This is a genomic window from Flexivirga sp. B27 (assembly GCF_052905685.1).
Genome location: NZ_JBPYUM010000005.1, coordinates 164,805 through 186,664, shown reverse-complemented (window position 1 = coordinate 186,664; position 21,860 = coordinate 164,805). Strand labels below are relative to the sequence as shown.

The following is a 21,860-nucleotide window of genomic DNA, read 5'->3' as shown; positions in this document are numbered from 1 at the left end:
GGGACCTGACGACGCCGCGGAAAATTCTCGCGATGAGTTCTACCCGAACTCCCGCACTTCCGCTAGATTGATTTTGCTAGGGGAGAATGAGACAAGGGGAGGTCTGACAATGCGAGTTACTTCATTTCGTGCTGTAGTTGTGGCGGCCGCGTTCCTGATTGCGACCATGCCGACGGCGAACGCGGTCGAGTTTCCAAGCAGTACGCTTGCACTACAACGGCGCTGACCGTTCGTGGGGCGATGCGAGCGCGCATTGGGTAAACTCCAAGCCGTACCTTACCGTGAAGTACCGCGATCTGCGAAAGTCCGATTGGTACACTCATGCCGACGGCTACATCTATGCATATATGCCCCACAAAAACCCGGTGACCGGGCTTACTTTTTATCAATGGGACCAAATCAAGCATACCCAATTTGTGAACATTGACTATAAGGCGACCCCGATCTCGAAGACGATGACCGCCAACCGCAAGAGTGGTGGGCGGGGTTATGGTTCGCGATATCAGGTCTGCCTGAAGATCGATTGGCGGCCGGATCCGTGCAAGGGACAAGGGCTGCGCTCCTACTAACAGGTTGGATTAGAGCTATCTCCGGTGTTTCTTTTGAGGGTGTCGCATTTCGATACCCCGGTGGCATCCGAGTTCTGGATGACGTATCAATCGAGTGGCCGAGCACAGGGGTCATCGCTCTGCTCGGGCCGAATGGCGCGGGTAAGTCCACGCTGTTGTCACTGATGGTCGGATTGTTGAGGCCGCAACACGGGCGCATCCTCCTGCCGCGAGATGCTGTCGGTTACGTGGCCCAGCATGCGTCCTGGCCGGGACGATTTACGATCCGCGAACTCTTCGAGTATTCGGCCTGGTGGCAGCGAGTTCCGAAGCCTGACCGAACGCGTCAGATTACTCGTGCGGTGGAGGCGCTCGACCTGGGCAAGGTGCTCGATCAGCGGCTTGGTCAACTCTCCGGTGGCTACCACCGCAGGGCAATGATCGCTCAAGCGCTGGTCCACGACCCAGGAGTGCTTGTGTTGGATGAGCCGAGCGTCGGCCTCGACCCCCGGCAGCGCGTCGGCCTGCGCGAACAGGTTGCCCGATTGGCTGAAGATCGTCTCGTCATCGTGGCTACGCACCTGGTCGACGACGTGGAAAAGATCGGAGATTGGGTGACCGTTCTCGACGAGGGGGAAGTCACGTACAGCGGACCGATGGCGGACGTCGAGCGGAAGTACGCAGGGCAGCAGCCAGCCGGATTGGAAGGTCTTTACCTCGACAACACCTCTGCGGTATGACGCCACGACTCATCGGCATCGCGCTCCGTCGAAGTCTCGGCGGATATTTCGTGCCTCTTTTCCTTGCGGTCGAGGCGCTGAATCTCTTTGCGCATGGCCGAGACTGGTCGATCACGTGGGCCGCCACAAGTCAGTTGTCGACTTCCATCATGATCTTGCTTGGTCCGCTGGTCGCAGCGGGAGCGGCTGCTGACAGCGTGGAGAACGCTCGGCACGGAACGTTGCTGGAAGTGGCTTCTCCACGCGCGAAATGGAAGGCACATGTACTCCGGTTCATCGGATTCGGCGTCTGGGCGTTGTCATGTCACCTACTCGGGATGCTGACCGCTTGGATATTTGCTGTCGTGCGACACGGGCGGCTCGGTCACCCTGACCTCCTCGTACTGCTGACCGGTTGCATAGTGCTCCTTGCGTACGTCGCTGCCGGCATAGCGATCGGCGTGTGGGCTCCGAAGATCGTCACGCCGCCCGCGCTTGCCGTCGTGCTGTATGCCCTGGTGCCGTTCGTCGGTGTCGACGACCGATTTGTCGTCGCAGTCGCCGGAAACACGGATCTTCTCGGTGACGAGTTCGTCCCCTCTGCGGTGTTGCTTGAGTGTCTCTGGTTCGCTACGTGTGGCGCCCTATTGCTTCTCGTGATCTGTCGACCGCATGGCCTGCAACTCATCGCCTCGGCATGTTGTGGGGTGTTGGCAGTGGCAGCGGCGGCGGTCCTGCTGAGCTCGAACCCGGAAGTCGTACGAGCACAGGTGCATCCAGACTTGGTGTGCCGGGGCGAACGACCGCAAGTGTGTGCCAGTGCAGAGGTGCCACAGGCGCTCGGCGCACTTCAGAAGAAGGTCCCGCCGTTGTACAGAGTCGCGCATGACCTCTATCCTGACCGGCCGATGCATACGGCGGTTGGGTTGGAGTTGCTCCATCCACGGCAAGGGTCGGTCGCGGTCGGCGGGAGTATCCATCCGCCATACGCGAGTGCCGACGAGATCGCCGCCGGGTTCGGCGCATATCTGGCTGGTTGTCATCGTGAGCTACCGATTGCAGCCGACGACGACATCAGAGCGATCTCAAACTACCTGCTCCACAGTGCAGGCTTCGAAACCTATCCGGACCTTGACGGAAAGGCGAGGATCCCGACTCGCCAGGGGGCGAGAGCAGCCGTGTCAAGACTGGAGAACATCTGCCGATGAAAGGCGTTCGGCTCTTCCTCAAAGCGCGGGCCGCCGGATGGTTGCCCGCACTGTGCATGGCCGCTTTCGTCTTGTCTATCGTCCTGCCGGGCTCGCTGATGAACGTTCCGCTGAGGGACGACGTGCGTGCAATGCCACAGCTCGTCATCGGTGTGTTGCCAGCGGGTCTGAGCTATTTGGCAATGCGTCCGCCCTCAGCCGTCGTCGAACGTAATCCACCTATGCTGCGTGCGGCTCGAGGGCTCTGGTGGGGTGTGTCAGCAGTGCTGATGGCACTGTCCTCGTCGATAGCGATGCTCGACCAAGCGGGCACAGCGAGCGAGGTGATGGCGCGCAACAGTTTCGTGATGGTCGGTGTCTCCACCTTGTCTGCAGCAGTGTTGGGCTACGAATTCGGATGGGCTGTACCGCTCGCGGCGCTCGGGATCACCTTAATGTTCGGCACTTCCTCGTACGATGGCACGCCGCAGCCGTGGGCGATCCTGAACCAGCCGGCGACAAGTATGGCGTCGTGGATCGCTGCGCTCCTGGTGACACTGATTGCCTGGGTCGTTTACAGCCTGCGCGACGTCAGCGAACGTCCGATGTCTTTGCCGAGACTCTTCCGTCTGAATAGCTGAGCCGCGGTGCTCGCGCTGCCGCCCGGCGCAATTCGCGGTCGATGACGAGGAACGCCCCAAGCCCACACGCGCCCCAACCGACCGCGACACCCGCCATCTCGGCGACCTCGGCACTGACCCCGGTCGCCACGATGAGAATGCCGGCGAACAACAGGCCCACCGCCGGAGCGAGGATGTGCGCGGCGAAGGTGACCCGCCACTCCTGCTCGGCATACGGATGGGTGCCGCGGGCGCGATGGCGCAGCGCGGAGGCGGCGCTGATGCCGAGCACGACGAACCACGTCGCCGAGTAGTAGATGCGCGTCGGACCCCACTGCGGGTGCCAGGTGAAGCTCAGCATGCCGAGCACGATGTAGCCGACGATGCCGATCGTCACGCAGGCCGTCATGGTGTTCTCGGAGACCCAGGTCCGGCGCATGCCGGGCACCACGCGTCGGCGGTCGATCGCACGCGCGCCGATGGTCGCGCCGATCGTGCAGATCCCGAAGAGCATCGAGCCGGTGTAGATGTTGGCGCGCGGCATCGGGACCGAATGGTCCAGCCCCATGATCAGCGTCCAGCCGAGCCGGATGAGCGGCGCCGACATCAGACACGCGTAGCCGAAGACCATCCAGCGCAGGTGTCGCTCGACCGCACCACGGCGGATCGCGGCGATGCCGAGCACGAGGCTGACCACGACACCGGTCCAGAAGCCCCAGAGCCCGACCGCGAAGACCGGGCCGCTGAAGACCTCCGTCCACGGTGTGCGCACCAGGTAGACCGCGGCCATCAGCATGCTGACGCCGACAACGAGTGCGTAGGTCCGGCCCAGCCAACGGTGCCCCCGCATCATCCGGCGCCGCGAGCCGGTGAAGAGCTGCCACGGCCCGAGCAGCATGATGCCGCCACCGAGCACGGTGTGGATGATCATCGGCCACTCACTGTGCAAGTAAGGGCCCTTCCGGCCGGCGAGTGCCTCGTGGATGCTGTGCGCGGCCACGCTGGTGCCGGGCAGCAGGTCGCGGAACGCCGTCTCCGGCGTCCATGCCCCACTGTGGAAGTAGGGGAGCATCGCGAGCACCGTGCCAGGGATGTAGATGAGCGAGCCGATCGCCAGGGCCCACAGGCCCACGCGGGCGGGTCGGGACAGGGTTCGCTGCGGCTGGGACACGCCGACTCCTTGGCATAGTTCGTTTCGAATAGTGCCGTTTGAACTATCACGATAGCGGCCGGGCCCTCGGAGATCCAGAGGTGCCGGGGCGCTCAGTTGTCGCGGACTCGATAGACCGACGGGCCGTGATCGAGGAAACCCTGCCAGTAGTCGACCATCAGCTCCTCGTAGCGCAGGCCGAGCTCGAGTGCGGCCGACTGGCCGTCGTCGAAGTTGGGACCGTGCTCCGCACGCCACTCGCGGTAGCCGTCCAGCTTCGCCTGGTGACGCGCGACCTGCTCGGCGGCGATCTGCTCGCTCGGGCCGCCGAAGAAGTTCTTCAGCACCGACAGGTCGCGAGCTGTGACAGCGCCGGTGGTCGGCTCGCTGCGCCATTGGTCCAGCTCGGCGCGACCGGCGTCGGTGATCGCCAATTCTTTGCGGCCGCGCGGGTCGTCGTCGTCCTTCTGCTCCAGCAGCCCGAGCTCGACCAGCCGCTTGCACTGCAGGTAGACCTGCGTGTGCGGCAGCGACCAGAACGGCGCGACGAAGGTGCTGGAGAACTGCTTGACGTCGTATGCCGAGGCCGGCCCGGCCATCTTCAGGATGCCCAGCACCAGGTAGGACGCCGTCGTCAGCTCCGCCGCCATCAGTCCTCCCTTCGATACGGCCTCGGCTGGCGCCTCGGCCTACTCAGGGCGCCACCTTCGTCGCTCCTGCCAGCAATTGTGCAAGATGTATGGCGCGCACGTCGGCCAGGTCCTGCAACTGCGTCCGGCAGGAGAACCCGTCGGCCAGCAGCACGTCACTCGGGCGGGCGTCGCGGATCGCCGGCAGCAGGTTGGTCTCGGCGACTGCGACCGACACCTCGTAGTGCCCTTGCTCGACACCGAAATTGCCTGCCAGACCACAGCATCCGCCGATCCGGACCACCTCGGCACCGGCCGACGTCAGGAGCTTCTCGTCCGCGGTCCAGGACATCACTGCGTGATGGTGGCAGTGCGGTTGCGCGATCACACGCACTCCCGCCAGGTCGCGAGGCTGCCAGTCCGCCGTGCGGGTGAGCAGCTCGGCCAGGGTGACCGTGGCGTCGACGACCTGGGTCGCCCGCGTGTCGTCGGGCAGCAACTCCAGCAGATCGTGTCGCAGCACAGCAGTGCACGACGGCTCCACGCCGACGATCGGCACGCCGTCAGCGGCGGCTGGTGCGAGAGTCGAAACCAGCTTCGTCAGAGTGCTTTTCGCGGCATCCAACTGGCCGGTCGAGATCAGCGTGAGGCCGCAGCAGACCGACCGCGGTGGCAGCACCGGGGTATAGCCGGCGTCGCGCAGCACCGCCACCATCGCCGCACCGATCTCGGGCGTGAACTCGTCGGTGAAGGTGTCCACCCACAGCAGCGCCGGACGTAAGGCGGCATCGGGCGCGTAGGGGTGCAGATCGTGTTCCGCCGCCCACTGACCGAATGACGTCGGTGCGATGACCGGGATGGACCGACGCGGGTCGACGCCGCCGAGACGTTTCGCCGGGCCGACCTTGTCGCCGAAACGCATTGCCAGCCGGGCGAGTCGGGGCATGCGTCGGGCGAGCCGGAGCCACTGCGGCAGCCGGCCGAGCGTGTAGTGCGAGATCGGCCGACGCCGGCCGGCATACGCCTGGTGCAGCACCTCCGACTTCATCGAGGCCATGTCGACGCCGGTCGGGCAGTCGGAGAGACACCCCTTGCACGACAGGCACAGGTCGAGCGCCTCATGGACCTCGGGTGCACGCCAATCCTGTTGCACGACAGACCCGTTGATCATCTCCTGCAGTGCACGTGCGCGCCCGCGGGTGGAGTCCTTCTCGTTCTTCGTCGCCATGTATGACGGGCACATGACGCCGCCGGAGCCGGTGTTGTCTGCCCGGCACTTGCCGACCCCGGTGCAGCGGTGGACGGCCTGGGAGAAGTCGCCGCCGTCGGGGGCCCAGGCGAGCGCGAGGCTCGGCCGCCCTGGTCTCGATAAACCCTCCCCCGCGATGCTCCTCCGGGCACTCGACCAGCGGGCAGCGGGTGCGGACGGTGCGGGAAATCGCAGATCCTGATCGATCGGTGCCGGGTCGACGAGAACGCCTGGAGACAGGAGGTTTTCCGGGTCGCAGATGCGCTTGACCTGACCGAAGAGCGCCAGGGAGGTCCCGTCATACATGTGCGGGAGAAGCTCGCTGCGCGCCCGCCCGTCGCCGTGCTCACCGGAAAGTGAGCCGCCGTACCGGCCGACGAGTTCCGCCGCATCGGTCATGAAGGACCGCAACACGTTTGGTGCATCCGGCCGCTGCAGCGGCAGGTCCAGCCGCACGTGCATGCACCCGTCGCCGAAGTGACCGAACGGCGCCGAGGTGAGGCCGTGCGCGGTGACCAGCTCGTCGAAGTCGCGCAGATAGTCGCCCAGCCGGTCGGGCGGGACTGCCGCGTCCTCCCAACCCGGCCAGGCGGGTTCGCCGGCGGGTGATCGCCCGGCCAGGCCGGCGCCGTCGGCCCGGATGCGCCACAGGTCAGCAGTCTCGGCCGCTGACCGGACGACGCGCGAATCCACAGCGCCGAGAGCGGAATCGGCCGCGACTGCGTCAGCACGAGCCTCCACCTCCGCGGTGTCGTCACCACTCACCTCGACGAAGAGCCAGGCGCCGCCCTTCGGCAGGTCGGGCACTGCCGAGTCGCCGCGGCGGGCGCGCACCACGTCGGTGAGCCGGGCGTCGAGCCCCTCGCATGCGGTCGGGTGATGCGCGAGCACCGCGGGTGCGGCGGCCCCGGCAGCCACGATGTCGCTGAAGCCGAGTGCGATCATCCGGCGATGTTTCGGGTCCGGGACCAGGCGCACCGTCGCCTCGGTCACGACACCCAGCGTGCCTTCCGAGCCGACCAGGAAGCGTGCGAGGTCAGCACCCCGCTCCGGCAGGAGGTGCTCCAGCGAATACCCGGAGACCTGCCGGCCGAACCGGCCGAACTGCGTGCGGATGTGCGCCAGATTCTCCCGCCCGATTGCCCGCAGCGCCGCAGTCTCGCTCGATGTGACTGCATCGTCGCCCTGCGACTGGACTGCGAATTCGCTTGTCGTGCCGAAGAATCCGCGTAGCGCAACCACGTTGTCCACTGTGCGGCCATAGCCGAGGCTGCGCGAGCCGCACGCGTTGTTGCCGAGCATGCCGCCGATGGTGCACCGGGTCGAGGTCGACGGGTCGGGCCCGAAGCGCAGCCCGTGCGGCGCGGCGGCCCGCTGCAGCTGCTCCTGTATGACGCCCGGCTGCACTCGCGCGGTCCGCGCCTGTGGGTCGATTTCCAGGATCTTCGCGAAGTGGCGGGACAGGTCGACCACCAGTCCCGGCCCGACGGCGTTCCCTGCGACCGACGTGCCGGCGCCGCGGGTGGTGAAGGGCACGCCGGTGTCGCGCGCGACGGCATACGCGGCGGCCAGCTCGTCGGCGGACCGTGGGAAGGCGACGGCGACCGGCGGCACGCGATAGAGCGACGCGTCGGAGCTGTAGATCGCCCGTGTCGTGTCGTCGTCGCGTGCTTCCAGCCCGGCCGAGCGCAGTGCGGAAGTCAACGACATAGGTAACATGTTACCCATGACCATGGCGGACGACGCGGCTGCACGGATCCGCGGCTGGCTGCACGACGGCACCATCGGTCGCGACCGCTTCCACTCGGTGCCGCAGATGGCCGACCGGCTCGGGATGTCGCGGAGCCCGGTCCGGGAGGGGCTGCTCCGCCTGGCCGAGGCCGGGCTCGTCGAGTTCGTCCCGCAACGCGGCTTCCGCCCGGTCCGCCCGACCGGCCAGGACATCGCCGAGATCTTTGCACTGCGACTCGCCCTGGAGCCGCAGGCCGCAGCCCGGGCGGCACGCGAGCAGTCGCCGGACGTCATCGATGCCCTGCGCGCCCACCTGACGGCGATGCGCACCGCGACGTCCGATGCGACCTTCGAGGCCGCCGATGAGCGGCTGCACGCGACGATCCTCGGCTGCGCCCGCAACGGCCGCCTCACCGACTTGATCGCCGAACTACGGGACACCACAAGGCTGCTCGGCGCTCGCACGACCGACCGTTCGCGGACCCGCGACCAGATCGTCGCCGAGCACCGGCCGATCGTCGGCGCCATCGCCGACAGTGATCCGGTCGCTGCGGCCGACCGGATGCGTGCGCACCTGCTGGTCACCGGGCGGCTGTTGGTCGAGCAGGCTCGCGACGACGGAGACCCGGACGCACCCGAGGCGTGGCAACGGACGGTCGAAGACGCGACCGATCAAGACGCGACGAGCGCCCGGCGGGGGTGATCCGCCGGGCGCCCGCTCCGGGCCGGGGCCTCGAGACGCTCGTCCCTCGCTCCTCGGCCACCTTGCGGGCCGGGGCCTCGAGACGCTCGTCCCTCGCTCCTCGGCCACCTTGCGGGCCGGGCCTCGAGACGCTCGTCCCTCGCTCCTCGGCCACCTCGCCCGTCAGGCCCGGCGTCGTTTCAGGCCGACGCCGGCAGCCCCCACCACGAGCAGGCCGGCGGCGGCGAAACCGACTCCGCCGATGGGGATCCCGCGATGCGTGTCCGCCCCCGGCGAGGTGGCTGAAGCGCTGAAACCACCTGCCGTTCCACGCTTGTCGTATGCGCTGCCCGCCTGCTTGTCGGCGTAGCGGTCGTGCACGAGCTGCTGGTAGTCGGCGACCGACACCGGCGCCGATCCGACGACCTGTGTCGCGGCCTTGTTGAGCGGCCGCACCCGGTCGGCCGCGACGGCATACCAGGCGCCGACCTGCGGCTCGACGAGCACCGAGGCACCGTCGGCAGCTGCGGCCATCCGCGCCTCGGTGTTGCCCGACGCGACGTTCACCGCCCGCCACTTGCCGGTCTTGTCCGGGGCGGTGAAAAGGGTCATCTTCCCTGCGCCGGTGGTCGCGGATGTTGCGACATACCAGAGCTGCCCGGGTGTCTCGGACGTCCCGCGCACGAAGCTCGCGGACAGTGCGTAGACCGGAGTGCCGTGTGTCCCGAGCTTCGCCGGCGTCCTGGTGAGCTTCAGGTGCTGTCGCGCGGCGGCGTTGCGCGTCGCTGTCTGCAGCAACGCCTTGGCGCCGGGCGCGGCTGCGGCCGAAACCGCTGCTCGTTCCTGCGCCGCCGACAGGTGCGGCAGGGAGCCGCCCTCGGCAGCCGAAGCGGTGGGTGCGCCGGCGACGGTCGCGGCGAGCACCGTGCCGGCGGCGATCGTGCCGATGGTGAAGCGACGGGTCGGGTGGGTCATCTCAGGCTCCGATTCCGTAGAGCGTGTGGGTCCAGGTGAACTGCGGATTGGAGCGATACCAGTTGTAGGTCGAGACGTTGAAGCGCGGATCCGACGGCCACGGGTTGTAGTACTGCACCTGGTTGTTGGTGGTGTCATAGCCGGTCAGCACCATCATGTGACCACCGCCGGAGCTCCAGCCGATGCGCGTCATGATCGGTTCGTTGTTGCTGATCTGGTCGACCACCGTGCTGAAGCCGACTGTCCCGCTGATGTAGCGACCCGGGTTGATCCCGATCGTCCCGAATGCCTGCTGGTCGTTGCCCAGCGTCGCCTGGTTGTTGGGGCAGGTCGAGTTCGTCGAGCGCCCGAAAGCCATGTTGCAGAACTGATTCTGTGAATAGCTGTGGCCGAAGTAGTCCGCCACGCTGTTGCCGGTCGCGGCCCAGCACCAGTTCGACTGCTGTTGCGCCTGCCCGTAGATGTTGAGGTAGTAGTTCGACGGCGCGGCGTTCGGCCGGGTCGTATGCCGTGCGCTTGTCGTGCCCGTCGGGCTCGTGTGCGTTGCGTTCGTCGTGCTGCTCGGGCTCGCGGCCGATGTCGGGGCCTCGACCGCGTCGGCCGGTCCGGTGACGGTGAGCGCGGCGGTGGCGACCGCGACTGCGGTGGCCGCCAGCCGGCGGGTTGTGATGTGTCGCTGCATGGCGTGCACCTCCTGGGGACCGCGCCGGCGACCGGTCGCGGGTGTGGGGATGCCCGGGATCGTGCTGGTAATCCTCGATCAGCGCAATACCGTTGGGCGGCATACGGATTGGCTGGCGTGAACGCCGCGCCCCGCACGTGTCGGGCGACTCCGCGTTCTTGACGATTCCTTGACTCACCGGGTGTGAACGTTCACATACGGTGCTCGGGTGAGCAATCACGACCTCGCTGGCGGTCCGCCGAAATTCAGCGATGTGCTGCGCTCCGCCATCGCCGAGCGCGGGTTGTCGCTGTCGCGGTTGCGGGCGCACCTCGTCGAGCGCGGCCACGATGTCGGCACCGCGACCCTGAGCACCTGGCAGAGCGGCGCCCGGGTGCCGAGGGACGGGTCCGTGCCGGTGCTCGAGGCGTTGGAGGAGGTCCTCGGCCTGCCGCCCGGCCAGCTGGTCGAGGGACTCGGATCGGCCCGGCAATCGGCCGCCCGTCCCGGTCGCCCCTTCGCCGTCGTCCGCGAGGCGGACGCACTCGCGCGCCTGCTGGACCGGCTCGACGGTGCCGAGCACGGGCAGCTGCGCACCACGGCCGTCACCGAGGAGGTCGTGATCTCGGCGGCGGGCGGGCTGGCCGTCAAGCACGTGGTGCAAGCCGTGCAGGCGGTGCGCCCCACCAACCGGCTGGTCATCGTGCACCAGACCGAGCCCGACGGTGACATCACCGCGGTGCTCCCGGAGGCGGTCGGCGGGTGCCGGGTCGGCCGGATCGCGCGCGACCCGGATCTCGGGCTGCTGGTCGCGGAGTTGCTGCTGGACCGTCGGCTCGCCGTCGACGAGCACGCGATCCTGCGGTATGACGTGCACGACACCGCCGACCACCGCATCACCGAATACTTCCGATTCCACGAGTGGCCGGGCATCCATCACGCTCTCGAGGTCCGCTTCGACCCGGCCGCGCTGCCGGTGCGGGTGCTGGAGTTCCAGCGCCGGACGTCCGCAGCACCGGACCGGCTGCGGCGGGAGCTGACGTTGTCGCCCGACCGGCGGGCCCAGGTCGTGGTGCCCGCCGCGGGGCCCGGTGTCGTGGGCATCGACTGGCAATGGAGCTGAGCCGGGGCCGGTTGTAGGTCTGCCCTGGGGAGACTTGTGTACGGCGAAAGGGGCGCCCGGCAGTGTGCCGGGCGCCCCTGCTCGTCATACGGGCAGATGTCAGTCCGCGCTGTGCCTGGGCGGCAGCGACTCGTCGATATCCGCGGCGGGTTCGTCGTCGACGGACTCGTGACGCCCGACGACACCCGCACTCGCGCCCACGCTCACCGGCTCCGGCGCTGCCTGCGCGCCGGCGGCTTCGGACCTGGCGGCGGCGCTCGCGGACTGGGCGCGCAGCTCGACGTGCGGCATGAGCAACAGCACCAGGAAACCGATGAACATCACGATGGCCGCGCACAGGAAGATCAGGTCCATCGACTCGGCGAAGCCGACCTTGAAGGGGTGTGCGATGTTGGCCGGCACCCGCTGCAGGATGTTGGAGTCGTCCTGCACCTGCGCGGCGATCGTGCCCAGGATCTTCTGATTGGCCGGCGTGGTGAGCGAAGGGTCCGCCTTGACCGCGGCACCCAGCGCGTCCTTGATCTTGTCGCCGACCGTGCTGAAGAGGATCGACAGGAAGATCGCCACACCGAGCGTCCCGCCGGTCTGCCGGAAGAACGTCGCGGCGGCGGTCGCGACGCCGATCTCCTGGGGCGGCACGGCATTCTGGACGATCAGCGTCAGCGGCTGCATGCAGTTGCCGAGCCCGAAACCGGTGATGAACATGAAGATCATGACCACGCCGAGGCTGGAGTCGGCGGAGACGTTCAGCCACAGCAGGAGTAGACCGACCGTGGCCAGCGCGGTGCCGAAGATCGGGAAGCCGCGGATCTTGCCGGTCTTGGCGGTGATCAGACCGGAGATGATTGCGGCGAGCATCAATCCGCCGACCATCGGCAGCATCATCAGCCCCGACATCATCGGCGAAGCACCGTGCACGATCTGCATGTAGAGCGGCAGGATCGTGATGCCACCGAACATGCCGATGCCGACGATGACGCTGGCGCCGATCGTCACCGATGCCGCGCGCAGCCGGAAGATGCGCAGCGGGATCAGGGCGTCGTCACCCATCGCGCGCTCGATCCACAGGAACGCCGCGATGCCGATGACGGTGATGGCGAAGCAGATCAGCGACGTGGTCGAGGTCCAGCCCCAGCCGCGGCCCTGCTCGGCCACGGTCAGCAGCGGCACCAGGGCGACGACGAGTGCCGCCGCGCCCCACCAGTCGATGTTGGCCTCGCGACGGACGTGCGGCAGGTGCAGGGTGGCCGACACCACGAAGAACGCCAGAATGCCGATCGGCACGTTGACCAGGAAGACCCAGCGCCAGCCGGTGACACCGAGGAACGAGGTGGTCTCGGCCAGGAAACCGCCGACGACGGGGCCGAGCACCGAGGAGGTGCCGAACGTCGCCATGAAGTAGCCGGTGTACTTCGCGCGTTCACGCGGCGGGACCAGGTCGCCGATGATCGCCAGGGTCAGCGTCATCAGGCCGCCCGCGCCGATGCCCTGGAAGGCACGGAACGCGGCGAGTTCGTACATCGAGGTGGCGAACGAGCACAGCGCCGAGCCGACGATGAAGACGCCGATGGCGAACATGAACAGTTTCTTGCGGCCGTAGAGGTCGCCGAGCTTTCCGTAGATCGGAGTCGTGATCGTGGAGGTGATCAGGTATGCCGTGGTGACCCAGGCCTGGATCGACAGCCCGTGCAGGTCGTCGGCGATCGTCCGGATCGCGGTGCTGACGATGGTCTGGTCGAGTGCGGCCAGGAACATGCCCAGCAGCAGACCGGTCAGGATCGTCAGGATCTGCCGGTGGGTGAATTCGCCGCTCGGGGGCGCCGTCTTGGCTGCCGCTGAGGTGCTCACGCGGGATCCTCTCGGGTGGTGGGTGGAAGTTCGGGGATGTCCTCGCCGTGTGCCCTGGCCAGGTCGATCTCGGTGCTGATCAGGTCGGCGAAATCATGCAGGTCGCGGGAGAAGTCGCGTGCCCGGTCGTTGTCCCATTCGGCGAGCAGGCACTGGATCCACTTACCACGGCCGTCCTGCAGGCGCTGGATCAGGGCACGCCCCACGTCGGTCAGTGCGACCTGCTGGGCGCGACCGTCATCCGGGTCCGACACCTTGTGCAGCAGCCCTTGGCCGACCAGGTGGCTCACCTGGCGGCTGACCGTCGAGACGTCGGAGTGGACCGCTTCGGCGAGTGCGGACACCCGTGCAGGGCCGGTACGGGCGAGGCTGAAGAAGACGGGGTATGCCGACGGCTCGAGCCCCGGGTGCACTCGCGGGGAGTGGTGGCGGACGGCTTCGACCTTCTTCACCAGTCGGATGAGCTCGGAGGACAACTCCATCGCGACGTCGTGCTCGACGGACATAGGGACTTCCCGGATAACGGATGAGGGGTCGCGTCAGTGCGCTGCTCGAACGCGGCGGCGAGTGTGATGCGGACAACTTGTTTGCGACACACAACTATATGCATTGGATGCCGATGCATCAAATCGAGGTGGCCGAGCGTGTCCCTGAGGTGGCCGAGCTTGTCGAGGTCACACCAAGAGGTGGCCGAGCTTGTCGAGGTCACGGTGTCGTTTCGACAAGCTCAACGACCTCAACGACCTCAGGGCGTGATGGTGAGTGCGTCGAGCACGCGGGCGGCGACGTCCTCGTCGCCCTCGACGGAGTAACGCAGGTCGGCGGTCGCGACACGACCAGCACCGCGGCGACCCAGCGCCTCGGTGGTGAGTCGGATCGTCGTGACGGTGCCGGGCGGTACGACGATGAGTTCGCCTGTGCTGTCGTCGGTTTCGTCGACGTGTGCTTGCCCGGAGAAGAGCGCCTCGGCGTGCGGTGAACCGTCGGAGCCGGGGATGATCCGCACGCCCTCGCGGGCCACGACGGGGCCGGTCGACTCGATGATCACCGATGTCCCCGGCTCCAGGCCGACACGTGCGGCCCGCCGCGGCAGGGCCGTGAGCACCGCCGTGACGAACAACGCAGCGGCCGGCGTCGCCAGGTCGCCGGGGCGGTCCAATGCCTCGCGCAGGTCCTGCTCGTGGCACCAGATGTCGAAGATGCGCGACGGCAACTGGGAGCCAACCGTGGGTTCGCCGCGGAACAGCACGGGCATCGGGCTGTCCGGCGTCGTCTCCGAGTCACGCAACGCCCGCACGCGGCGCGGCAGCACGTGCGCCAGTTCTTGCACCACCTCGTGCCCGCTGCGCGGGCGGCGTATCTCGACGGCGCGCTCGATCACCCGGGTGAAGTCGCTGCGGATCCACGGGTGGTCGGGCACCTCGATCTCCTCGTCCGGTGTCCCGGCGAGCATCGCTTCGACCCCGACGACATGCGAGATCTGGTCCTTCACGGTCCAGCCCGGGCACTGTGTCGGCAGCTCGAAATCCTCCGGTCGGCAGGTCATGCCGAGGTCGAGCACCGCCTGGGCCGTTGCGGCATACGCCGTGACCAGCTCGTCGAGACCTTCGGGCGGGAGCGGTCGTGTCGGCATACTCCGAGGGTAATGGCTGCGCACGCGCCGACCGGGAGGTTGCCTCACAAGCGCCCGATCTAGGCTTTTCGGCGTGACCAGTCGACCCTCCACCAGCCCGGCGTCGCACTTCGGGGCGGTCGTCGGCGCCCTCGGCGTCGGCCTGCTCGCATGCGCGGCTGCGGTGACCTTCACCGGTGCCGCCGCGAAGCTCGAGTTGCTGGACCCCGGAGCGCTGGTGCGCTGGGGTCTGCCGCTGACCACCACCGCGTTCCAGCTGGCGATGGCGCTGACCATCGGGCTGTTGCTGCTCGGCGGGATGCTGATGCCCGAAGGTGCCCGGACCGCACGCCGGTTCCGCGTCGGCAGGTATGCCGCCTGGTCGGCGCTGGCCTGGGCGGTCTTCGGCGTCGTCAACGGCATCCTCACCTACGCGGACGTGTCCGGTGTGCGCGTGGGGTCCCGCGGTTTCTGGTCCGGCGCGTGGAAGACGACGTGGGAGCTGGATCTGCTGCGTGACCCCGCGATCACCACACTCGTGGCGCTGGGTGTCGCAGTGGTCTGCCTGGCCGGCGCAAGTCGTGGCGTGCAGGCGTTCTTGTTCTTCGTCGCCGTCGCCGCGATGTGGCCGCTGGCGCTGGTCGGTCACGCGGCCGGCAGTGACGACCACGATGCGGCGGTCAACTCGCTGGCCTTCCACCTGCTCGGTGTCGCGGTGTGGGTGGGCGGCCTGCTCGCCGTGCTGCTGATGTGGTCGCGGCTCGGCAAGGGTGCTGCCGACGTGGTGGCGCGCTTCTCCACCGCCGCGACCTGGTGCATCGCGATGGTCGGCCTGTCCGGTGTGCTCAACGCCTGGATCCGGCTGGGTGGCTTCGGCGGGCTCGGCTCGAAGTACGGCGTGGTCGTCCTGGCCAAGATCGCCGCACTCGTCGGGCTCGGTGTGCTCGGCTGGTTCCAGCGGCAGAAGGTCGTGGCCCGGTTGCGCGCCGACCGGGCGTCCAAGCCCGGTCGTGCCGCGTTCGCCCGACTGGCCGGCGTCGAGGTGCTGGTCATGAGTGCTGCGATCGGCCTGGGCGCAGCGCTGTCGCGCTCGCAGCCGCCGGTGTCCGGTGAGTCCCCGCTCAACACGACCGACCGGGCGTTCTCACTGACCGACTACCCGACCCCGTCACCGCTGGAGACGGGCAGCTGGTTCACCGCGTGGCGCGTGGAGTGGCTCTTCACGGCGATCGCCGTGCTCGGGCTGGGCGTCTACCTGCACTGGGTATGGCGCCTGCACCGCCGCGGCGACAAGTGGCCGATCGCCCGCACCGTCTGGTGGATCGGCGGCTGGGCGTCGTTCATCTACTTCTCCGACGCGGCGCCGGCGATCTACGGGCACGTGCAGTTCTCGATGCACATGCTGATGCACATGGGTGTGTCCATGTTCGTGCCGATCTGCCTGGTCCGCGGGGGTGTGGTGACACTGGCCATGCGGGCACTGCCCAAGCGCCGGGACGGCACGCTCGGCCCGCGCGAACTCCTTCTCGCAGTGGTGCATTCGCGGGTCTTCGCGTTCTTCGCCAACCCGATCATCGCGGCCGTGCTGTCCTTCGGGACGCTGATCGCGTTCTACTACTCACCGCTGTTCTACATCGCACTGACCACGCACACCGGGCATGTGCTGATGGTCGCCCACTTCACCACCGTCGGCTACATCTACGCCTACTCACTGGTGGGCATCGACCCCGGACCGAAGCTGTGGAACCCGCCGATCCGGATGCTGATCCTGTTGGTGGCCATCGCTTTCCACGCCTTCTTCGGTGTCGCGATGATGACCGGCACCACATTGCTCGCGCCCGACCTGTTCACCGTGCTCGACCTGTCCTGGGTGCCCGACCCACTGGTTGATCAACAACGCGCAGGCACCGTCGCGTGGGGCGCCGGCGAGTTCCCGACGCTCATGCTGGCGATGCTGATCGCGATGGAGTGGTATCGCAAGGACCGCGCCGAGGGCGAACGCGCTGAGCGGCAGGCCGATCGGGACGGTGACGCCGAGCTGACCGCCTACAACGAATACCTCGCCGCTCGGGCCCGCGCGGGCGCCGCGCACGCACGGGACGACAATCCAGAGCACACCGTTGATCAGAAGGACTGAGTGCCATGCAGATCGCAGTCATCCAGCTGGCGTATGACGACAGTGAGTCGCTCGCCGACCGCACGTCACGTGTGTGCGACCTGGTGCGGTCGGAGTCCGGCGCGGACCTCGTCGTCCTGCCGGAGTTGTGGTCCGCCGGCGGGTTCTCCTACCGCGACTGGCCGTCGCGGTCGCAGGACGTCGGCGGGGCGGTCGTTTCGGCGCTCGCCGACGCAGCCCGGGACGCGGGCGTGTGGTTGCACGGCGGGTCGATCGCCGAGCACCCCGCTTCGGGTGAGACCGGTCCCGAGGGCAAGTCGCTGTGGAACACCTCGCTGCTCTTCGCCCCGGACGGGTCGCTCGCGGCGAGCTACCGGAAGATCCACCGCTTCGGTTTCGCCGGCGGCGAGCCGAAGCTGATGGAGGCCGGATCGGACATCGTGGTCCTCGAAGCCGCGGGCGTGACGATGGGCCTCTCGACCTGTTATGACCTGCGGTTCCCCGAGCTCTATCGGGCCCAAGTGGACCGTGGGGCGACCGTTTTCGTCATACCAGCTGCTTGGCCGGAGGCCAGGGTCGAGGCGTGGCGGCTGCTGCTCCGTGCACGCGCCATCGAGGACCAGTGCCTGGTGATCGCCTGCAACACCGCGGGCACCCACGCCGGCACGCCGATGGGTGGACGCAGCGCGGTCATCGCCGCTGACGGTGAAGTGCTCGCCGAAGCCGGCACCGATCAGGAGATCCTGCGCGTTGACGCCGACCCGGCCGCGGTGGGTGAGTTCCGCGAGGCGTTCCCCGTGCTGCGCGACCGCCGCCTGTAGTAATCGAGGTGGCCGAGGAGCACGCGGGTCGAGTGCGACCGACGAGTACGCGGGTCGAGTGCCGGGGGAGCGAAGCGGAGGAGGTGTATCGAGACCAAGTGCCTCACGCGCTCCTCAAGGAGCCTTCAGCTCTCAGCGACGAGCGCGCTCGCGAAGCCGAGCATGACGACACCCGTCGCACCTTCGATGCTGCGCCGGACGGTGAGTCGTTGCAGCACGCGGGTGGCGATGCCCGCGACGGCGACCAGAGCGACCAGCACCACCGAGCCGACAGCTGCGAGAGTCATCGCATAGGTCAACAGCGTTGCGACGCTTGCGTGTTCGCCGACGAACTGCGGCAGCACCGCGATGTTGAAGGCCAGCACCTTCGGGTTCGTGATGTTGCACAGGAAGCCCTGCCGGGCAGCCGACCACGGGGAGCGTCGCACCGGCATGACACCTTCAGCCGGGGCGTCCGCGTTGCGCATCCGCCACGCGGCGCGGATCGCGAGGAAGCCGAGGTAGGCGAGGTATGCCGCACCCGCCCACTTGATGATCCGGAAGAGCGTCTCGGCGTGCACCAGGATCGCGCCGAGCCCGGACGCCGCGAGCACACCCTGGACCACGTTGGCCACCAGGATGCCGATGACCGTCCACGCGCCGCGTCGCCGGCCGCCGATCAACGTGCTGCGCAGGGTCAGCAGTGAGTCGGGGCCGGGCGCGATCGCAAGCAGCAGCGCGAGCGCCACGAAGGACAGGTACTGCGTCATACGAAAAATGGTAGGACCGCGCGCGCCGGTCGGTCGTGACGTGTCCGGCAGGTGGTCAGGGGTTGCGTGCCGCCCGGAACGAAGCTGATGCACCGGTCGTCAGTACCCTGCCACCACGTCACGAGGGAGGGACATCGATGAAGGCCGTCACACCGACCGGCGAGAGATATCGCGTGCGCCGGAAGTGGCTGCCCTGGCGCCGCAAGGCCAGGGCCAAGGACATGGACTGGTTCGACATCCCCGACCTGGGTGACGATCCGATCAGCTTGATCATCTTCGGCATCATCCTGCTGCCGCTGATCGTGATCCTGATGATCTTCCTGGGCGAGTTCCTGCTCCTGCTGCTGATCTTCCCGCTGGTGATGATCGCTCGAGCCGTCTTCGGCACGCCGTGGACGATCGAGGTGAGTCACAAGCGGCGGCTGGTCGCTGCCGAGAAGGTCAAGGGCTGGCGTGCGTCGCGCGACCGGATTCGCCGGCTCGCGAAGGTGATCGAGGCAGGTACCGTCGAGCAGATCGTCGCGCCGGAGTCGGCGACGGCCCCGCCGCGCCAACGGTAGGTCCGACGCGGCATACCCGCTCGCAACCCGCAGCTCACCTTCCGGTCACTCTCATCACGACGGGTTGTCGGACGCGGCACCTAGGCTGGTGTGGGTCAGCCTGGCCCGGCGCTCGCACACGGCGAGCGCCGTCGATGACCGGCCGGGTCGGAGGTGTCCGACGTGACCACTCTTTCCGTTCCCACCGACAGCTGGACCGCCGACGCACTCCTGTCGCGGTATGACGAAGTCCGCTCCTATACCGAGCGGCTCGCGGCACCGCTGTCCCCGGAGGACCAGACGGTCCAGTCGATGCCCGACGTCTCGCCGACCAAGTGGCACCGCGCGCACGTGACCTGGTTCTTCGAGACGTTCGTGCTGGCCGAGCAGGAGCGCGACTTCGCGCCATACCAGGACAAGTACTGGTTCCTGTTCAACAGCTACTACGAGGCCGTCGGGCCGCGCTACGCCCGGGCCGAGCGCGGGCACATCAGCCGGCCGGGTGCGCACGACGTCGGCACGTATCGCGGCAACGTCGACGCCCGCATGCGCGACCTGATCGACACCCTCGACGAGGGCGCGCTGGGACGGCTCACGTCGACCATCGAGCTGGGCTTCAACCACGAGCAGCAGCACCAGGAGCTGCTGCTCATGGACATCAAGCACGTCCTGTCCGCCAACCCCCTCCAGCCGGTGTATGCCGGGGCGCCCGCGCCGGTCAGCGAGCCCGATCAGCTCGGCTGGGTCGACGTCGAGGGCGGGCTGGTGGAGATCGGCCACGAGGGCGGCGGCTTCTGCTTCGACAACGAGCTGCCGCCGCACCGCGTCTATCTGGAGCCGTTCCGCCTCGCCGACCGGCTGATCACCAACGGTGAGTGGCTGGAGTTCATGGCCGACGGCGGCTACGACCGGGCCGAGTTCTGGTTGTCCGACGGGTGGGGCCGGGTGCAGCGCGAGGAGTGGCGCGCGCCGTTCTACTGGCAGCAACTCGACGGGGTGTGGTTCGAGCACACGCTGCACGGCACCTTCCCGGTCAATCCGGGGCTGCCGGTGACGCATCTGAGCCACTACGAGGCCGACGCCTACGCGTCCTGGGCGGGCAAGCGGCTGCCGACGGAGCAGGAGTGGGAACACGCCGCGCGCACCCTGCTCGGTGAGCCGGACGGCACCGCCAATCTTGCCGATTCGCAGAGTTACCACGCACGTTCGGCGCCCGCAGCCACCGGTGGGCTGCGGCAGATGTACGGCGACTGCTGGGAGTGGACCTCCTCGGCATACCTCGCCTACCCGGGGTTCCACCCGGCGGAGGGCGCGATCGGCGAATACAACGGCAAGTTCATGTCCGGTCAGATGGTGCTGCGCGGCGGGTGCGCGCTGACCCCGCCCGGACACGCGCGGGCGTCATACCGCAACTTCTTCCCGGCCGGCGCTCGCTGGCCGATGACCGGGCTGCGGCTGGCCGACGGTGGTGTGCGATGAACGCCGCGCCGGAGCCGGTGGTGTCGGTGCTGCTCGACCCGGACCGCGCCGGGGACAGCCTGATCGACGACGTGCGCCGCGGACTCGGCAGTCACCCGCGCACGCTCTCGCCCAAGTGGCTGTATGACGACCGCGGCTCGGAGCTGTTCGACCAGATCACCAAGCTGCCCGACTACTACCCCTTCGCAGCGGAGCACGAGATCCTCTCCGAGCACGCCGACGAGATCGCCGCCGCGAGCGGAGCGAGCACGCTGATCGAGCTGGGCAGCGGCACCAGCGAGAAGAGCCGGATCCTGCTCGACGCCTTCACCGCCACCGGCCGATTGCAGCGGTTCAGCCCGGTGGACGTGTCCGAGGCGACGCTGCGGCAGGCCACCGAGGCGCTCGCCGAGCGCTATCCGGGTCTGCAGGTCGAGGCCGTCGTCGGCGACTTCACCCTCCATCTCGCGCAACTTCCCGGAGGCGACTGTCGCACGATCGCGTTCCTCGGCAGCACGATCGGCAACCTCTACCGTGAGGAGCGCGCGGCGTTCCTCGGAGCGCTGAGCGATGTTCTGCTGCCTGGCGATTCGCTGTTGCTCGGTGTCGACCTGGTCAAGAGCGTCGACCGGTTGATCGCCGCCTATCACGACCGGGACGGGGTCACCGAGGACTTCGTCCGCAACGTGCTGCACGTCCTCAACCGTGAGCTGGGCGGGGAGATCGACCCCGGCGGGTTCTCCTACGTGCCGTTCTGGGACCCGCAGATGGAGCGGATGGACCTGCGGTTGCGTGCCGAGATGCCACAGCGGGTGCGACTGCCGGGAGCGGAGCTGGACTTCACGCTCGCCTGCGGGGAAGAGGTGCGCGTGGAGATCTCGACGAAGTTCCGGGTCAGCGGCATCAGTGCCGAGCTGGAGGAGGTCGGGCTCGCAGTGCGGCAGGTGTGGACCGATCGGGAGGGCGACTTCGCGGTGTTGCTGGCCGGCAAACCGGCCCGGTGAGCGGCAGCGGCGCTCTGTCAGCCGACGGTCGGTGTGTGCCCGGCGCCGTCAGAAGTCCATCGAGCTCTCGTGTGCCGCGCCCTCGTCCCCCGGGTGGATGCGCTGTAGATGTAGCCGCCGGGTGAGCCGGATGCAGGGGCGGATCAGCATCAGTACTGACCCGAGCACGAAGAGCCAGGTGCCGGTGTATGCCGTGGAGTCGCCGAAGAACAACACGCTGCCCACGAGGAAGAGCAGGCCGGTGACGATGTCGTTGAGGATCGACAACGTCTCGTATCGTTGCCGGATCTGTAGTTCGTCGCGACCGATCCGAATCTCCAGGTCGTGACCGTTGCTCATGCTTCGTTTCCCATGGCCTCCAGGATGCCCCTGCACCTGCCGCCTTCGCCACGCGCGATCATTGACGGTATGACGAGAATGCGCGTGCGGGCCCCGGAGC

21 protein-coding genes are annotated in these 21,860 nt (G+C 67.9%); 11 read left to right on the top strand and 10 right to left on the bottom strand.

Features of this window, described 5'->3' with window-relative positions:
• Positions 1-206 precede the first annotated feature (206 nt).
• Genes ACSZL9_RS17665 through ACSZL9_RS17650 form a run of 4 tightly spaced genes read left to right on the top strand, consistent with a single transcriptional unit; the run spans position 207 to position 3,095 of the window.
• Complete coding sequence (locus ACSZL9_RS17665) at positions 207-569, top strand: hypothetical protein (protein ID WP_446666830.1); 363 nt, start codon at positions 207-209, stop codon at positions 567-569.
• Positions 539-1,288, top strand: coding sequence for an ATP-binding cassette domain-containing protein (locus ACSZL9_RS17660; protein WP_446666829.1), 750 nt, complete (start codon positions 539-541; stop codon positions 1,286-1,288). The genes ACSZL9_RS17665 and ACSZL9_RS17660 overlap by 31 nt, the downstream gene beginning before the upstream one ends.
• A complete protein-coding gene (locus tag ACSZL9_RS17655) occupies positions 1,285-2,475 on the top strand; it encodes a hypothetical protein (protein WP_446666828.1) in 1,191 nt (396 codons plus the stop codon). The genes ACSZL9_RS17660 and ACSZL9_RS17655 overlap by 4 nt, the downstream gene beginning before the upstream one ends.
• Positions 2,472-3,095, top strand: coding sequence for a hypothetical protein (locus tag ACSZL9_RS17650; RefSeq protein WP_446666827.1), 624 nt, complete (start codon positions 2,472-2,474; stop codon positions 3,093-3,095). The genes ACSZL9_RS17655 and ACSZL9_RS17650 overlap by 4 nt, the downstream gene beginning before the upstream one ends.
• Here ACSZL9_RS17650 and ACSZL9_RS17645 read toward each other — a convergent pair.
• The 3 genes from ACSZL9_RS17645 to ACSZL9_RS17635 all read right to left on the bottom strand — a co-directional run bounded on the left by ACSZL9_RS17645 (position 3,046) and on the right by ACSZL9_RS17635 (position 7,812).
• Positions 3,046-4,245, bottom strand: a complete 1,200-nt coding sequence (locus ACSZL9_RS17645) for a DUF2306 domain-containing protein (protein WP_446666826.1) — start codon at positions 4,243-4,245, stop codon at positions 3,046-3,048. The genes ACSZL9_RS17650 and ACSZL9_RS17645 overlap by 50 nt on opposite strands.
• A gap of 92 nt (positions 4,246-4,337) precedes the next feature.
• Positions 4,338-4,874: a helix-turn-helix transcriptional regulator gene (locus ACSZL9_RS17640; protein ID WP_446666825.1), complete on the bottom strand. Its 537-nt coding sequence runs from the start codon at positions 4,872-4,874 to the stop codon at positions 4,338-4,340.
• Between the two features lie 43 nt (positions 4,875-4,917).
• A complete protein-coding gene (locus tag ACSZL9_RS17635) occupies positions 4,918-7,812 on the bottom strand; it encodes an FAD-binding and (Fe-S)-binding domain-containing protein (RefSeq protein WP_446666824.1) in 2,895 nt (964 codons plus the stop codon).
• A 16-nt stretch (positions 7,813-7,828) separates the two neighbouring features.
• Between ACSZL9_RS17635 and ACSZL9_RS17630 the strand changes: the two genes are divergently transcribed.
• On the top strand, positions 7,829-8,536 hold the full coding sequence (locus tag ACSZL9_RS17630) for a GntR family transcriptional regulator (RefSeq protein ID WP_446666823.1): 708 nt from the start codon (positions 7,829-7,831) through the stop codon (positions 8,534-8,536).
• Positions 8,537-8,698: 162 nt separating this feature from the next.
• Here the strand turns inward: ACSZL9_RS17630 and ACSZL9_RS17625 are convergent, their stop codons facing one another.
• Both ACSZL9_RS17625 and ACSZL9_RS17620 read right to left on the bottom strand, forming a co-directional pair.
• Entirely contained in the window at positions 8,699-9,490 is a 792-nt protein-coding gene (locus ACSZL9_RS17625; RefSeq protein ID WP_446666822.1) for a hypothetical protein, read from the bottom strand.
• A gap of 1 nt (position 9,491) precedes the next feature.
• On the bottom strand, positions 9,492-10,172 hold the full coding sequence (locus tag ACSZL9_RS17620) for a papain-like cysteine protease family protein (protein WP_446666821.1): 681 nt from the start codon (positions 10,170-10,172) through the stop codon (positions 9,492-9,494).
• A 208-nt stretch (positions 10,173-10,380) separates the two neighbouring features.
• Here ACSZL9_RS17620 and ACSZL9_RS17615 point away from each other — a divergent pair, with 208 nt between their 5' ends.
• Complete coding sequence (locus ACSZL9_RS17615; RefSeq protein WP_446666820.1) at positions 10,381-11,274, top strand: hypothetical protein; 894 nt, start codon at positions 10,381-10,383, stop codon at positions 11,272-11,274.
• A 99-nt stretch (positions 11,275-11,373) separates the two neighbouring features.
• Here ACSZL9_RS17615 and ACSZL9_RS17610 read toward each other — a convergent pair whose 3' ends face one another.
• From ACSZL9_RS17610 to ACSZL9_RS17600, 3 genes are all read right to left on the bottom strand, one after another.
• Positions 11,374-13,122, bottom strand: coding sequence for an MDR family MFS transporter (locus tag ACSZL9_RS17610; RefSeq protein WP_446666819.1), 1,749 nt, complete (start codon positions 13,120-13,122; stop codon positions 11,374-11,376).
• Complete coding sequence (locus ACSZL9_RS17605) at positions 13,119-13,628, bottom strand: MarR family winged helix-turn-helix transcriptional regulator (RefSeq protein WP_446666818.1); 510 nt, start codon at positions 13,626-13,628, stop codon at positions 13,119-13,121. The genes ACSZL9_RS17610 and ACSZL9_RS17605 overlap by 4 nt, the downstream gene beginning before the upstream one ends.
• 239 nt (positions 13,629-13,867) lie before the next feature.
• The gene (locus ACSZL9_RS17600; RefSeq protein ID WP_446666817.1) at positions 13,868-14,755 is read right to left on the bottom strand and encodes a maleylpyruvate isomerase family mycothiol-dependent enzyme; all 888 of its coding nucleotides are present in this window, start codon (positions 14,753-14,755) and stop codon (positions 13,868-13,870) included.
• A gap of 73 nt (positions 14,756-14,828) precedes the next feature.
• Between ACSZL9_RS17600 and ACSZL9_RS17595 the strand changes: the two genes are divergently transcribed.
• Together ACSZL9_RS17595 and ACSZL9_RS17590 are read left to right on the top strand one after the other, a co-directional pair.
• Positions 14,829-16,871 (top strand): cytochrome c oxidase assembly protein, encoded by a 2,043-nt coding sequence (locus ACSZL9_RS17595; RefSeq protein ID WP_446666816.1) that lies wholly within the window; start codon positions 14,829-14,831, stop codon positions 16,869-16,871.
• A gap of 5 nt (positions 16,872-16,876) precedes the next feature.
• Positions 16,877-17,671 (top strand): carbon-nitrogen family hydrolase, encoded by a 795-nt coding sequence (locus ACSZL9_RS17590; protein ID WP_446666815.1) that lies wholly within the window; start codon positions 16,877-16,879, stop codon positions 17,669-17,671.
• Positions 17,672-17,796: 125 nt separating this feature from the next.
• On the opposite strand, the gene ACSZL9_RS17585 is transcribed toward ACSZL9_RS17590, so the two are convergent.
• Positions 17,797-18,420 carry a LysE family translocator gene (locus tag ACSZL9_RS17585; RefSeq protein ID WP_446666814.1) on the bottom strand — a complete coding sequence of 208 codons (624 nt, stop codon included), beginning with the start codon at positions 18,418-18,420 and terminating at the stop codon, positions 17,797-17,799.
• A gap of 137 nt (positions 18,421-18,557) precedes the next feature.
• Here ACSZL9_RS17585 and ACSZL9_RS17580 point away from each other — a divergent pair, with 137 nt between their 5' ends.
• The 3 genes from ACSZL9_RS17580 to egtD all read left to right on the top strand — a co-directional run bounded on the left by ACSZL9_RS17580 (position 18,558) and on the right by egtD (position 21,421).
• Positions 18,558-18,980, top strand: coding sequence for a hypothetical protein (locus ACSZL9_RS17580; RefSeq protein ID WP_446666813.1), 423 nt, complete (start codon positions 18,558-18,560; stop codon positions 18,978-18,980).
• Between the two features lie 162 nt (positions 18,981-19,142).
• Positions 19,143-20,438 carry an ergothioneine biosynthesis protein EgtB gene (egtB, locus tag ACSZL9_RS17575; protein ID WP_446666812.1) on the top strand — a complete coding sequence of 432 codons (1,296 nt, stop codon included), beginning with the start codon at positions 19,143-19,145 and terminating at the stop codon, positions 20,436-20,438.
• Entirely contained in the window at positions 20,435-21,421 is a 987-nt protein-coding gene (gene egtD, locus ACSZL9_RS17570) for an L-histidine N(alpha)-methyltransferase (protein ID WP_446666811.1), read from the top strand. Before egtB ends, egtD begins: the two co-directional genes overlap by 4 nt.
• A 48-nt stretch (positions 21,422-21,469) precedes the next feature.
• On the opposite strand, the gene ACSZL9_RS17565 is transcribed toward egtD, so the two are convergent.
• Positions 21,470-21,760 carry a YrhK family protein gene (locus tag ACSZL9_RS17565; RefSeq protein WP_446666810.1) on the bottom strand — a complete coding sequence of 97 codons (291 nt, stop codon included), beginning with the start codon at positions 21,758-21,760 and terminating at the stop codon, positions 21,470-21,472.
• Positions 21,761-21,860 lie beyond the last annotated feature (100 nt).

What these genes read in the sequence shown, in the direction of transcription:
- ACSZL9_RS17655 (WP_446666828.1), top strand. Translation starts at nt 1,285, where the DNA reads ATGACGCCACGACTCATCGGCATCGCGCTCCGTCGAAGTCTCGGCGGA.
- ACSZL9_RS17650 (WP_446666827.1), top strand. Translation starts at nt 2,472, where the DNA reads ATGAAAGGCGTTCGGCTCTTCCTCAAAGCGCGGGCCGCCGGATGGTTG.
- ACSZL9_RS17640 (WP_446666825.1), bottom strand. Translation starts at nt 4,874, where the DNA reads ATGGCGGCGGAGCTGACGACGGCGTCCTACCTGGTGCTGGGCATCCTG.
- ACSZL9_RS17635 (WP_446666824.1), bottom strand. Translation starts at nt 7,812, where the DNA reads ATGTCGTTGACTTCCGCACTGCGCTCGGCCGGGCTGGAAGCACGCGAC.
- ACSZL9_RS17630 (WP_446666823.1), top strand. Translation starts at nt 7,829, where the DNA reads ATGACCATGGCGGACGACGCGGCTGCACGGATCCGCGGCTGGCTGCAC.
- ACSZL9_RS17625 (WP_446666822.1), bottom strand. Translation starts at nt 9,490, where the DNA reads ATGACCCACCCGACCCGTCGCTTCACCATCGGCACGATCGCCGCCGGC.
- ACSZL9_RS17620 (WP_446666821.1), bottom strand. Translation starts at nt 10,172, where the DNA reads ATGCAGCGACACATCACAACCCGCCGGCTGGCGGCCACCGCAGTCGCG.
- ACSZL9_RS17605 (WP_446666818.1), bottom strand. Translation starts at nt 13,628, where the DNA reads ATGTCCGTCGAGCACGACGTCGCGATGGAGTTGTCCTCCGAGCTCATC.
- ACSZL9_RS17600 (WP_446666817.1), bottom strand. Translation starts at nt 14,755, where the DNA reads ATGCCGACACGACCGCTCCCGCCCGAAGGTCTCGACGAGCTGGTCACG.
- ACSZL9_RS17590 (WP_446666815.1), top strand. Translation starts at nt 16,877, where the DNA reads ATGCAGATCGCAGTCATCCAGCTGGCGTATGACGACAGTGAGTCGCTC.
- ACSZL9_RS17585 (WP_446666814.1), bottom strand. Translation starts at nt 18,420, where the DNA reads ATGACGCAGTACCTGTCCTTCGTGGCGCTCGCGCTGCTGCTTGCGATC.
- ACSZL9_RS17580 (WP_446666813.1), top strand. Translation starts at nt 18,558, where the DNA reads ATGAAGGCCGTCACACCGACCGGCGAGAGATATCGCGTGCGCCGGAAG.
- egtD (WP_446666811.1), top strand. Translation starts at nt 20,435, where the DNA reads ATGAACGCCGCGCCGGAGCCGGTGGTGTCGGTGCTGCTCGACCCGGAC.
- ACSZL9_RS17565 (WP_446666810.1), bottom strand. Translation starts at nt 21,760, where the DNA reads ATGAGCAACGGTCACGACCTGGAGATTCGGATCGGTCGCGACGAACTA.